The sequence below is a fragment of the Pseudomonas sp. NPDC090208 genome (assembly GCF_044746785.1).
Lineage (GTDB): Bacteria > Pseudomonadota > Gammaproteobacteria > Pseudomonadales > Pseudomonadaceae > Aquipseudomonas.
The window spans coordinates 251,444-263,457 of the sequence record NZ_JBIVCU010000002.1; the positions used below are offsets into that span (position 1 = coordinate 251,444).

General features: G+C 62.6%; 10 protein-coding genes. 2 read left to right on the forward strand and 8 right to left on the reverse strand.

Features of this window, described 5'->3' with window-relative positions; translation table 11 throughout:
* Positions 1-188: 188 nt before the first annotated feature.
* Positions 189-1,391, reverse strand: a complete 1,203-nt coding sequence (locus tag ACIPL0_RS04185; protein ID WP_400593292.1) for a delta-60 repeat domain-containing protein — start codon at positions 1,389-1,391, stop codon at positions 189-191.
* Between the two features lie 388 nt (positions 1,392-1,779).
* Positions 1,780-3,231, reverse strand: a complete 1,452-nt coding sequence (pyk, locus tag ACIPL0_RS04190) for a pyruvate kinase (RefSeq protein ID WP_400593290.1) — start codon at positions 3,229-3,231, stop codon at positions 1,780-1,782.
* 190 nt (positions 3,232-3,421) lie between these two features.
* On the opposite strand from pyk, the gene ACIPL0_RS04195 reads away from it, so the two are divergent.
* Complete coding sequence (locus ACIPL0_RS04195) at positions 3,422-3,796, forward strand: tol-pal system YbgF family protein (RefSeq protein ID WP_400593288.1); 375 nt, start codon at positions 3,422-3,424, stop codon at positions 3,794-3,796.
* 314 nt (positions 3,797-4,110) lie between these two features.
* Positions 4,111-4,470, forward strand: coding sequence for a PilZ domain-containing protein (locus ACIPL0_RS04200; RefSeq protein ID WP_400593285.1), 360 nt, complete (start codon positions 4,111-4,113; stop codon positions 4,468-4,470).
* 2 nt (positions 4,471-4,472) lie between these two features.
* Here the strand turns inward: ACIPL0_RS04200 and ACIPL0_RS04205 are convergent, their stop codons facing one another.
* From ACIPL0_RS04205 to ACIPL0_RS04230, 6 genes are read right to left on the reverse strand one after another with little or no spacing between them, the layout of a single operon-like run.
* The gene (locus ACIPL0_RS04205; RefSeq protein WP_400593282.1) at positions 4,473-5,828 is read right to left on the reverse strand and encodes a DUF58 domain-containing protein; all 1,356 of its coding nucleotides are present in this window, start codon (positions 5,826-5,828) and stop codon (positions 4,473-4,475) included.
* Entirely contained in the window at positions 5,825-6,883 is a 1,059-nt protein-coding gene (locus ACIPL0_RS04210; RefSeq protein WP_400593279.1) for an AAA family ATPase, read from the reverse strand. The genes ACIPL0_RS04205 and ACIPL0_RS04210 overlap by 4 nt, the downstream gene beginning before the upstream one ends.
* Positions 6,880-8,097: a DUF4350 domain-containing protein gene (locus ACIPL0_RS04215; protein ID WP_400593276.1), complete on the reverse strand. Its 1,218-nt coding sequence runs from the start codon at positions 8,095-8,097 to the stop codon at positions 6,880-6,882. Before ACIPL0_RS04215 ends, ACIPL0_RS04210 begins: the two co-directional genes overlap by 4 nt.
* A complete protein-coding gene (locus tag ACIPL0_RS04220) occupies positions 8,094-9,689 on the reverse strand; it encodes a DUF4129 domain-containing protein (RefSeq protein WP_400593273.1) in 1,596 nt (531 codons plus the stop codon). Before ACIPL0_RS04220 ends, ACIPL0_RS04215 begins: the two co-directional genes overlap by 4 nt.
* The gene (locus ACIPL0_RS04225; protein ID WP_400593270.1) at positions 9,676-10,656 is read right to left on the reverse strand and encodes a stage II sporulation protein M; all 981 of its coding nucleotides are present in this window, start codon (positions 10,654-10,656) and stop codon (positions 9,676-9,678) included. The genes ACIPL0_RS04220 and ACIPL0_RS04225 overlap by 14 nt, the downstream gene beginning before the upstream one ends.
* 1 nt (position 10,657) lies before the next feature.
* Complete coding sequence (locus ACIPL0_RS04230) at positions 10,658-11,383, reverse strand: RDD family protein (protein ID WP_400593267.1); 726 nt, start codon at positions 11,381-11,383, stop codon at positions 10,658-10,660.
* Between the last annotated feature and the right edge of the window lie 631 nt (positions 11,384-12,014).

Here is a 12,014-nt window from a genome sequence, read left to right on the forward strand (position 1 = left end):
GAACACCACAAACTCTGAGCCGGCTTGCCGGCGAACCTCGTTGTCATGACCCATTGAGGCGTCTGATCTGCCGGAAATGGTAGGAGTGAGCTTGCTCGCGATGACGTTTCTTCAGGCTCTGCAGAGTTGACTGCTGTGGCGCTATCGCGAGCAAGCTCACTCCTACAGGTCGTTTATGACCGGGCCGGTTAGAGCATCAGGTCAGTCAATCTGGCGACAAACCCATGGGGGATGGTTTGTCGGTAAACGAAACCTCCGATCAGCAGGCCTTGTGCTGTCACCTGGATCGCGTTCGGCGCGTTTTGCTCCTCGGTTCCGGACAGGTCGTGGCGAAACCAGCCGCTGCCGTCGGCAAATTCTCGATCCAGCGAGCCGTCCGTGAGATAGCGGGCTACCACCACATCGTGGGGATTGGCCGTGTGGCCGACTGTTACCAGGCGATCACCGTCCATGGCTGCGCTTGTCCACTGGAAAACCTCTGCGACTTTCTCTTGAACGAACGAGGGATCAAGGCGGCCATCCGGGTGCAGCGCCACCATCCAGCACTGATTGCTGGCATCGCGGCCGAAGCCGATCAGACGACCATCCCGCTGTTCGACCCAGGCTAAGGCCTGGCACCCCGGATATTGATCGAGGGCAACGATGCCGCCTTGGCCGAAATCAGCGTCCAGCGTCCCATCGTCGGTGTAGCGAACCAGAAAAGGGCGGGTGGTACCGGACCCGTCATTGAAGCCACCGGCCACCAGAATGCGGCCCGACGCCAGTAGCAGGAGGGTGGAGGCCGAGCCGTTGCGAAGAGCCGGGTCGAGGACGACATGGCCGATGCCATTGAAGGACGTATCAAGCTGGCCCTGTTCATCAAGACGAAAGGTGACGGTGCGTGCGTGGGACGGATACCACCAAGTGGTCAGCAGTTTTCCCGACGGCGTCAGTGCGCTAAAGCCTGATGCCGGAGCTGAAGGGTTGGAGACGCCCCGGCCATCCGGGTAGTAGAGGTAACGGCTACCGTTTTCGGCATAACCCGCGTCCAGGCGCCCGTCGTTGTGATAGCACGCCACCAGCGGAATGACGCCATAGATGTCCGGGCTTCTGCCGCTGCACAACACCAGTGTCCTGTCATTTTCAAGCGCATGGGCGGCTTCGGCGACGATGATATGCCCTGATTCGACTACGCCACGAATGGCGCCGTCCTGACCGTATCGGGCGTCGGTCTGGCCGTTTTTCAGCAGGCGACTGACGAACAGACCGTCAGGGCAACTGCCGGCCAGCAGGGTCGTGCCGTCGGGTTGATGACTGAGGCCAAGCACGGCGACCAGATCGCTCGGCAGCACGGCTTGTCCGGCATCACCGAATTGTGGGTCGAGCATGGCGTGGGGGGATGTCCGTTTCATGGGGTGTTCCTTCCTGTTGTTGTGCACGAGGTGCTACGGGAAGGCGGACGCAATAGAAAGCCGGTGCGTGCGTCAATGGGCATCGGCGGTTGTATTGCGCCAGATCAATGAATGGGCAGAAAACTGGATATTGTGGGAGGGAGCCCTGCTCGCGAAAGCATTGGGTCTGTTGATACGGCAGTGTCTGACCTGACGTCTTCGCGAGCAGGGCTCCCTCCCACGGGGTTCGTGTTGTCTGGCGTGGCTTGGCAGGCCCGGGTGCTGGCAACGTTGCGGTGTCTGACCTGACGCCTTCGCGAGCAGGGCTCCCTCCCACACGGAATTGTGCAAGCCACAAAAAAGCCCCGGGCTCTTGCGAGGCCGGGGCTTCTGATACTGCGCTGTCGTCTTAGACCATCGGGTCGCCGACGTGCAGGATTTTCATGCCGTTGGTGCCACCGATGGTGTGGTAGCTGTCACCCTTGGTCAGGATGACCCAGTCGCCTTGCTCGACCAGACCGCGCTTGACCAGTTCGTCGGCGGCCGACTGGCTGACCTGACCCGCCGGCAGCGCGGCCGGGTCGAACGGAATGGTGTAGACGCCGCGGAACAGAGCCGCGCGGGCCTGGGTTTCGCGGTGCGGAGAGAAGGCATAGATCGGCACCGAGGAGCGGATGCGCGACATGATCAGTGGGGTGTAGCCACTTTCGGTCAGCGCGATGATCGCTTTGACGCCCGGGAAGTGGTTGGCGGTGTACATGGCCGCCAGCGCGATGCTTTCGTCGCAACGGGTGAACGAGTGACCGATGCGGTGGCTGGAGGTCTTGCCGGTCGGGTGACGCTCGGCGCCGACGCAGATACGCGCCATGGCTTCGACCGCTTCGACAGGGTAGGAACCGGCAGCACTTTCAGCCGACAGCATGACGGCGTCGGTGTAGTCGAGCACGGCGTTGGCCACGTCGGACACTTCGGCGCGGGTCGGCATGGGGCTGGAAATCATCGATTCCATCATCTGCGTGGCAACGATCACCGCCTTGTTGTGGCGGCGTGCGTGCAAAATGATTTTCTTCTGGATGCCCACCAGCTCGGCATCGCCGATTTCCACGCCCAGGTCGCCACGGGCAACCATCACCGCGTCACTGGCGCAGATCAGGGCATTGAGGGTTTCGTCGTCGGCCACGGCTTCAGCGCGCTCGATCTTCGCCACCAGCCAGGCGGTGCCGCCGGCTTCGTCGCGCAGTCGGCGGGCGTATTCCATGTCGGCAGCGTCACGCGGGAAGGACACGGCCAGGTAGTCCAGGTCCATCTCGGCGGCAAGCTTGATGTCCTGCTTGTCCTTCTCGGTCAGGGCCGGTGCGGTCAGGCCGCCACCGCGACGGTTGATGCCTTTGTGGTCGGACAGCGGGCCACCGATGGTCACGGTGCAGTGCAGCGCGTCAGCGGTCTGGGTGTCGACGCGCATCACCACGCGGCCGTCGTCGAGCAGCAATTCGTCGCCTACACCGCAATCCTTGACCAGATCGGGGTAGTCGATGCCGACAACTTCCTGGGTGCCTTCGGTCAGCGGGTGGCTGGTGGAGAAGGTGAACTTGTCACCGACCTTCAGCTCGATCCGCTTGTTGGCGAATTTGGCGATACGAATTTTCGGCCCTTGCAGGTCACCCAGCAGCGCGACGAAGCGGCCGTTTTTGGCGGCGATGTCACGGATCAGCTTCGCCCGAGCCTTGTGCTCGTCGGGCGTGCCGTGGGAAAAGTTCAGGCGGGCAACGTCCAGGCCGGCAAGAATCAGCTTCTCGATGACTTCTGGCGAATTACTTGCAGGGCCAAGTGTGGCTACGATTTTGGTGCGACGAACGGACATGCACAAACTCCTTGAATGAAGCGCAGCGAGAGGCTACTCCTGTCTTGGCCTGTAGTCATTGTTCCTTTGCACTACCTGGCTACCCGTTGAGTAGGCAATCGGACCAGTTTTGACAGGCCGTCGGGCACTGTAATCGTGCTTGAAGAAATCCCGCGATGCGCCGATACACTGCAGAGCACAGGAGACTCTCATGCGAATCGTGATGATATTAGTAGCGCTGGCCGCGCTGAGCGGTTGCACCCGCTGGGCAATGAACAGCCATCTGGACAATGCCAACCGCGCGTACGCCAAAGGCGACTGCGATGCGGTGATGTACAACTTGTCGAAAGTGGACCGCGAAAGCCGAGCGCGTCGCTATGTCCAGCCGGAAGTGTCGATGTTGCGCGGCCAGTGCCTGGAGCGCCAGAAGCTTTATGTAGATGCCGTGCAGACCTACCAGTACATCATCACCCAGTACCCGTACAGCGAATATGCCTTCCGCGCGCGGGCGCGACTGGATACGCTGCATCAACTGGGGCATGACAATCTCGCTCCACCGGCGATCACCCGACCTGCTTCACTATAGTTACACCCGATTGGATGGGCGGTGACGGTTTCGGGTGGATGTCGTGCGAGGTTGAGCTAGGCTGCACAGGGCAGGGACTTGAGACTTCATCACAGGAGTGACGAAGGTCGCTCTGGTTGACGCGGCGTTTTATCGCCAAATCGTCTAACCGGGACGGTGACTTCGGTTGTTGCTGTTGAGTCAGATGACGTCCCTGTTGCTGTTGATGGAACAGGTGGATTCGCGTGTCGACGTCGTCTTGCTGTTTCACGTACGACCGAATCTCAATGCACTAGCGCGACCATGCTCAATGGTCATCAAAGGGCGAGTGTCCAATGCTGAACGGAAGACGAATCGAGCGTCATCAGCTGCCGTACTATCTGCAGGTGTTCAATCGCTACACCGACAAGCCGCTGGGATGCCTGGGTAACGTTTCAGAACAGGGGCTGATGCTGATCAGCGATCTGCCGATTCTGGTCGGGGCCGACTTCCAGTTGCGCCTGAAAGTGCCTGACGACAAGAACGGCCTCTACCACGTCGATATCAACGCCAACTGTCTTTGGTGCCAGGAAGACGAGACGCCGGGCATCTACGACTCCGGGTTCAGACTGCAGGCGGCGCCAGCCGAGTACTACCATCTGATCGAGGCGCTGCAGCGCTATTTCAGTTTCTATCCGCTGGAAGCATCAGCCTAGGCCTAAAGAGTGCCGGCTTTCTTCCAGCTCAAGTAGCGGCTTACCAACTGTGGCCCCAAATCATGAGGGCGCACATCCAGTACCGGAATGCCATGGGCGCCGAGGCGTTCGTGCAGTCCGGCGCGCGCGTTGAGAAAATCCACCGTGCCGCAATAGTCCAGCGCCTGTTGCCAGGTCTGCACCGGCGCCTCACGCAGTTCATCCAGCACCTCTTCACGCAGGCTGGCGATCAGCACCCGATGATGGCGGCCGAGTTGCTTGACCGCGCCCAATAACTGTTCGTCGTCTTCATCGCGCAGGTTGGTGACCAACACCACCAGCGCCCGGCGTTTCTGTCGGGCCAGCACCTGACGAATCGCGCTGCTGTAATCGGCGGGCTGGCGGCTGCTGTCCAGGTCATACACGTGATTGAGCAGCAGGTTGAGCTGGCTGGCGCCCTTGACCGGCGCCAGATGCCGATCCTGCTCGGCGGCGAAGGTCGACAAACCCACCGCATCGCCCTGGCGCAGCGCGACATAGCCCAACAACAAGCAGGCATTCAGCGCGTGGTCGAAGTGCGTCAGCTCGCCATCGTGGCTGCGCATGCGCCGACCACAATCGAGCAGAAAGACGATCTGTTGATCCCGTTCGTCCTGATATTCCCGGGCAATCGGCGTGCGCTGACGGGCGGTGGCTTTCCAGTCGATCTGACGCAGGCTGTCGCCCTCGCGAAATTCGCGCAGCTGATTGAATTCCAGGCCCGGCCCCCGACGCTGGCGCTGACGCACGCCGAGCTGGCTGAGCCAGTTATCCACCGCCAGCAACTGGCCGTTGTGCAACCGCGTGAAGTCCGGATAGACCCGCGCCGTATCGGTGGCAGGCAGATAGCGTCGGGACAGCCACAACCGCAGTGGGCTGCGCAGCTCGGCCTCGATCCGCTCGAAGACAAAGTCGCCACGACTGGTCGGGCGCAGCCGCCAGGTCAACTGTGCCTTGCGACCGGCGCGCAGCATCAGCGGCTGCGAGGCATTTTGCGCTTCGAAACGGCTGTGCGGATCGGCGGGGCCGTGATCGATCAGGGTCATGGCGCAGGCGCGGTCGCCGTCGTTTTCCACCTCGATCTGCACGTCGCTCCAGCGTCCCAGCGCGAGGCTGGCGGGTAACTGTCGCTGGACGCGGGGCGAAGGCTGGCGCCACAGCCAGAAGGCATCCAGCGCCGCCAGTGCGCCGACCATGCCGAGCAGCAACCGGAACAGGCCGTCGAGCTTGCCAGTCGGCCCGCTTTCCAGCGCCTGCAGAATCCCCAGGACCACGGCGAAACCGGCCAGCGCCAGCAGCCAGATCAACAGCCGTTTTGAAGGCTTGAGCCGTTGCGTCATTGGCGTGGAGCCGCCACCTGATCGAGCAATTGCTTGAGCACCTGATCCACCGACAGGCCCTCGATGTCCAGCTCCGGCGACAACCTGACCCGGTGGCGCAGCACCGCCAGCGCACAGCCCTTGATGTCATCAGGGATCACGAACTCGCCACCGCGCAGCAACGCCCGGGCGCGGCCACCACGAACCAGAGCAATGGACGCCCGCGGCCCGGCACCCAGGGTCAGGCCCGGCCAGCTGCGCGTGGCGCGGGCCAGACGCACCGCGTAATCGAGCACCTGCTCATCCACCGGCAAATCGCTGGCAATGCGTTGCAGGGCCAGCACGTCCTTGGCCTGCATCAGCGTCCGTAACGGTTGCACGTCGAGCATGTCCGAGCGCGTGGAGCGGGTGACCTGGCGGACCATGTCCAGTTCCTGCTGCGCCTGCGGATAGTCCATGCGCACTTTCAGCATGAAACGGTCCAGCTCGGCCTCGGGCAGTGGATAAGTGCCTTCCTGTTCGATCGGGTTCTGCGTGGCCAGCACCATGAATGGCTGCGGCACCGGCAGGCCGCGACCCTCCAGCGTGACTTGACGCTCCTGCATGGCCTCCAGCAGCGCTGCCTGGGTCTTGGCCGGGGCGCGGTTGATTTCGTCGGCCAGCAACAGATGGGTGAACAACGGCCCCTTGCGCAACTTGAACTGCTCGGTCTGCAGGTCGTACACGGCATGGCCGGTGACATCGCTGGGCATCAGGTCCGGGGTGAACTGAATCCGTGCGAACTCACCGCCGAAGCAGCGTGCCAGCGCGCGCACCAGCAGGGTCTTGCCCAGGCCGGGAACGCCTTCGAGCAGGACATGACCGCCGCCGATCAGGGCCGTGAGCACGTCATCGATCACAGCGTCCTGGCCGATCACGGCCTTCTGCAATTCATGACGGATGGCCTGGGCCAGATGAATGGCGCGCTGGCGCTGCTGAGCCGGATGACTGGTCGAAGGATCGGCTTCCTTGTGTTCGGCGGCGGCTTCGTCGGTCGGTTGCGGATGAAGCGACGGTTGGGGCGAGTGCTCGCTCATAGGGCGTTCCTGAGGGTTTGCAGGTAAGCAACCTGACGGGTGAATTCGCTGGCGGCCAGGCGTTCGTCAGGGCGCGGGCGCAGTGCCTGACCGATGCTGCCGGTGGGTTGTCGGGTCAGCCGGGCAAGGACCTGCCATTGCTCGGCGACGACCAGGGTCTCGAAACCGGGATGGCGCTGCCGGGCGCGACGCAGGATGTCCTGTTGCAGGCTGCGCAGCAGGGCTTGCTGGCCTTTGCGCCGCAGCATGAAATCGGCACTGGCACGCAGATGCTCGCTCAGTTGACGTCGGGCGCGGGAAGGCAGTTCCACAAGCGCGCCCTGACGCATGCCGGCATGCCACAGCCCGGCGCCGAGCAGCAGGGCCAGCATCACCAGGGCCTGTGGGAAAAATTTCCAGAGCAGGGCGAACAGGTCGTCGTGTTCACTGCGCAGCAGCATGGTCACCGCGCTGTCCTGGCTCAGATACCAGAGCAGCCAGGCGTTGTCGTATTTGCCGATGGCGCGGGTTTTCCACAGGTCGGCGTCGGTGAGCACGGTCACCAGCCCCTTGCCGTAGACCATTTGCAGCAGATGTGTGGCGTCGGCGCTGTTGGCCCAGGATTGCGCATGGTCCTGCGGGTCGTCGAGATGAAACGCCGGATCGAAGCTCATGTACGCCGGGTCGCTTTCGTTCTGCACATAGAGGCGGGTCAGCTCCGGCCACGGGGTTTTCGGTTCCTGGACGGGCGGGGTCATCAACGGAATGCTCGGCTTGAACTGCTCGCGTTCGCGCTGGCGATCCTGTTCGCGCAAGTCACGGGTGAGGAACTGGCGAATCTCCAGTCTATCCAGCAGCAGATCGCCACTGCGGCCCTTGCGCTCGTCCCACAACTGCTCGGCGATCAACAGCAGACGGCCGCCGTTGCGAGTCCAGTTCAACACGCGTCTGACTTCGCCGGGCGTCATCTTTTCGCGGCTGTCCAGCAGCATCAGGGTCTGGGTTTGCTCGCGAGTGTCAGGCAGGCTGCTGAGGGTTTCGGCGACCTTCACTGAAATACCCTGATGACGCAGAAAGCTCTGTGCGGCCAGATACGGATTGCCGCGCACTTCCGGTGACGGGCCTTGATCGACCACCTCCTCGTAATGCTCCAGGTGCTGGAGCAGGGGAATACCGAGCGCGGCGACACAGACCAGCAGCAAGGCCGCGATCAACCCCTTCGTACGCCAGCTCATGATGTGGCCTGCGCAGCGAACAGCGCGCGCCAGTCGGCACACAGGCGCTGACCGGCATCATCGGGTGGCATGCGGTGGCCGTACGCCAGGTTCTGCCAGTGGTGGGTCAGTTCATGGCTGTAGGCGGTGAGCGGCGGCTGATTCAAGCCGGCCACCTGGCTCAGTACCTGGCCTTCGGTGTCGGCGTGCTTCAGGGGCAGACGGTAGTCGGTCAGCAGGCGGCTGAGCAGGGCGCGATAGAGCAGGCTCAAGGCTTCGCGAGGCGATTGCTGCCAAAGTTGTTCTGCGGTGCCAGCGATGTCGTCCGGCAGGCTGTCGGCGCTGACCTTGAGGCCGAACAGTTGTTGCGGCGCGTTGTGTGCAGGCTTGGCCCTGGTGGCCTGCGGCCCGACGAAAGTGGCGAACCAGCGGCGGTAACGCCAACCCAGCCAGCCCACCAGTGCGGCGAGCAGCGTCCACAGCAGCACGGCGAACACGGTGGACAATGTCTTGCCGAGATGCAGCAGGCCGGTCACCAGTCTGACCATCCAGGCCGGTGTGTCGGCGCTTTTCTTCGCCGTCTGCTTTGGCTCGGCCAGACGCCAGCCGGACACGGTTTTCGGATTCTTGAAGGGAGGACTTTCCAGCACTGCCTTGATCGCACTCTGCGAGGCTTGACTGGTCAGTGGCTGATTGAGCAGGCGCGGCGTGCCGGGAGCTGCAGCCTGTTCGTCCATCTGCGGCGAGTCCAGCGGCGGCAGTGGACAGCTGTAGTTCGACGAGTTGTCGAGTTCCTCGGCGAGCGCCGGCGAAGGTGAGGCACCGAGCACCAGCGACACACCCAGCAACAGTGCCGCCGCGGTGCCCAACAGACGCTGGCGCAGACGCCGGAACGCCAATTCGATATCCCAGCCTTCCAGCGTGGTGCGTCGGTTCACATACAGGGCGAAGCCGCAGGAGACATACACCGGGCCCCAGAAAATCAGCACCAGCGCATAAAAGGCGTTGGTCAGATGCTCCAGCCAGCCCCAGTCATTTTCGATGTCCATCAACTGCCGCCACGACCAGTCCAGCTCGATCTGCTGGGGAATGAGCGCGTAGAACAACAGCATCAGGCCGAGCCACAGGCACATCTCCAGATGGCTGCCGGCAATGGTCAGCCAGCGCGCGGCGCGCAGGTCTTTCTGACCGAGCAGGGCGATGCGCTGGGCACGCGATTGTCCGTCCAGTCCTTCCAGTTGTTGCACGGGTAGCGTGAAGCTGCGGCTCAGGCTGAAACGCCGCCACGTCAGGCTGGCGATCAATTGCGGTTTCAGCGTGCGCGGCCAGGCCCTGAGGGCTTCCTTGAGTGACGGTGTCGCGCCGAACAGGGCCTGGGAGAGAATCAACAGCGACAGGCGCTCATATAAAGGCTTCAGCCACCAGAACAGCAGCACGGCCAGCGACGGGTAATCCCACAGCAGCAGGCTGAGCGCGGCGAACAGCGGCAGCGTGACGAGTGCCCAACTGGTCATCAGCAGGCGCTGATGCTGGCGAGCGAGCAGCACGCCAAGATCGATGGCCTCCCAGGGATTGCGCGGGCGAATCGCCACGCAGGCTTCAGTCAGACGCATGGCGCTGGCGTCCGGCGAGGATCAGGTAGGCGGCGACCAGCAGCCAGAGCACGGCACCGACCAGATATTTACTGAGGGGTTGCGGCCAGGTCATCGACGACCAGTAAGCCTCGATGAAGGCCGCGATCAGCAGGAACATGATTGTCCCGCCGATCAGTCGCACGGCACTTTGCGCTGCCACCCGCAGCGCTTCGCCACGGCGCAGGAGGCCTGGAGCGAGCAGCGCCCAGCCCAGTTTCAGGCCGGCGGCACCGGCCAGGGCAATCGCTGTCAGCTCGAAAGCGCCATGGCCAACCACGAACGGCCAGAAGGTTTCGCTGAAACCGACGTGGGTCAGGTGACCGGCCACGGCGCCGATCATCAAACCGTTGAAGAACAGGAAAAACAGACTGCCCACACCAAACAACAGACCGCTGGCGAAGGTCTGAAAGGCGATGCCAGTGTTGTGCATGATGTAGTAACCGAACATCATCCAGTCGGTGCTCGATGCCCGTTCGGCCGCCTGACCGAGACGTCGGGCGGCAGGGTCGTACATGGCTTCCATCTCACTGACCTCGGCCGGGCTGACCACGCTGTAGATCAGGTCCGGCCAGGCATAAACCAGCAGGCCCATGATGATCAGGCTGCCGAAGAACAATGCCCCGGCCAGTGCGACCAGTCGCCATTCGGCGCGCACCTGACGGGGGAAGTCGGCAAGGACGAACGCCAGCAGGCGTGCAGCCATCTGGCTGCGATGGCGATACAACTGTTGATGGCCGCGCATGGCCAGTTGTTGCAATGGCTCGACCAGATGACTGCTGTAGCCCCGTGCCTGGGCCAGTGCCAGATGCTGGCAGATCTGCCGATAGTCGCGGCTGAATCCCTCGCCGGCCTCGTTCCGTTGCCGGCTGCGTTCGAGGGCGTCGAGACGTCCGGCGAAGTCTTGCCAGAGTGGGCCATGAATCTGTTCGAACTGGCGTTGTTTCACGTCATGTCGCTCCCGAGAGACTGCGAGCGATGGCGTTCAACTGATCGACGGGCTGCTGCGCATCGATCTGCAACGGCTCGACCAGCAAGCCCGCGAGCTCCTGCGCACGAGCGGCCGACAAACCGTAATGTCGCTCGGCAAAGGCCAGCACGGCGCGCTGCTCGTCGAGGGTCAACGCCACGGCGGGGATCAGCGGCGCGACATCGACCTGTTCGGGGCGTGGCGATGGCGTATCGCGATAGATCACCAGGGTGCCGGCGGCCAGATCGCCGAGCCGCTTGAACTGCGGATGTTGCAGGCAGGTGAAGGCGCCGACGCTGTAACCGAACGGCAGCATGTCGACAAACCGCAGCAGGTTGCGCAGCAGCGAAGCCGACCAGCCCACCGGAGTGCCGTCGTCATGGACCACGCGCAGGCCCATGATCTGCTTGCCCGGCGTGCGCCCCTGATGCAGCACCTCGAACAGCACGGCGTACCACCAGTTGATCAGGAACAGCGCCAGCACGAAAACACCGCTACCGAATTCACCTAACGCGTCGAGCAGAAAAAACAGGGCAATCAGCAACACACCGCGAATCAGCAGATCGATCACAAACGCCAGCGAGCGCGACACCAGCCCGGCCGGACGCAAGATCAGATCGATGCCTTCCGGGGTTTCCATGGGAATACGCGTGTCCAGTGGAGCAGGCTGCGCAGCGATCCTTGGCCAAGCGTGCGAGGTGGACATTGTCGGGAGGGATACACCTGGAAATAAAGTTTGATGCTAGCCACCGCAGGAACGCTAAGCAACCGCCGGATCTTTCGGATGCGTCTGTAAGTACTGTAGGAAACTGAGTTGGCTGCTACAGGTGGTTTGGCGTAATACCTGTAAAAGTGCGAGCACAACTCAGGGTTGGGTCCAACACACAACAATGTGGGTGTTGGGTGCATCTATATAAACCAACACAAACCCTGTGGGAGGGATCCGAGTTTGCGAGGGTCGCGAAATCGATTTGTCTGACACACCGCTTTCGCGAGCAGGGCTCCCTCCCACGGCCTTCGGCCAGAATCAAAAGCAGATGGCACACACCGCCCCGTAGCAGTCCGGCTTGTCGGCGATGGCGATTTCAAGGCCGCTTTCGTCCGAATGCGGCCCAGACCAAGCCCGCTCCCACAAGGGTTTAGTGTGTCGCCGGCTTTTAATCTGGTTTTTGATTTTGGGGCCCCGTTCCAGAAGGCCGAACGCAGGCGATGTGGAGTGGGTCGAGCGGCATGGATGCCGCGAGAGCCGCGTGGGCCATGGATGGCCCATTCGCGGCGTGCCCACGGAGCATTGCCGGAGTGAGGGTACACCGAGCATTAGCGAGGTGCCGTATGGC

Coding starts and splice junctions, on each gene's coding strand:
- ACIPL0_RS04185 (WP_400593292.1), bottom strand. CDS start 1,391: ATGAAACGGACATCCCCCCACGCCATGCTCGACCCACAATTCGGTGAT.
- pyk (WP_400593290.1), bottom strand. CDS start 3,231: ATGTCCGTTCGTCGCACCAAAATCGTAGCCACACTTGGCCCTGCAAGT.
- ACIPL0_RS04195 (WP_400593288.1), top strand. CDS start 3,422: ATGCGAATCGTGATGATATTAGTAGCGCTGGCCGCGCTGAGCGGTTGC.
- ACIPL0_RS04200 (WP_400593285.1), top strand. CDS start 4,111: ATGCTGAACGGAAGACGAATCGAGCGTCATCAGCTGCCGTACTATCTG.
- ACIPL0_RS04205 (WP_400593282.1), bottom strand. CDS start 5,828: ATGACGCAACGGCTCAAGCCTTCAAAACGGCTGTTGATCTGGCTGCTG.
- ACIPL0_RS04210 (WP_400593279.1), bottom strand. CDS start 6,883: ATGAGCGAGCACTCGCCCCAACCGTCGCTTCATCCGCAACCGACCGAC.
- ACIPL0_RS04215 (WP_400593276.1), bottom strand. CDS start 8,097: ATGAGCTGGCGTACGAAGGGGTTGATCGCGGCCTTGCTGCTGGTCTGT.
- ACIPL0_RS04220 (WP_400593273.1), bottom strand. CDS start 9,689: ATGCGTCTGACTGAAGCCTGCGTGGCGATTCGCCCGCGCAATCCCTGG.
- ACIPL0_RS04230 (WP_400593267.1), bottom strand. CDS start 11,383: ATGTCCACCTCGCACGCTTGGCCAAGGATCGCTGCGCAGCCTGCTCCA.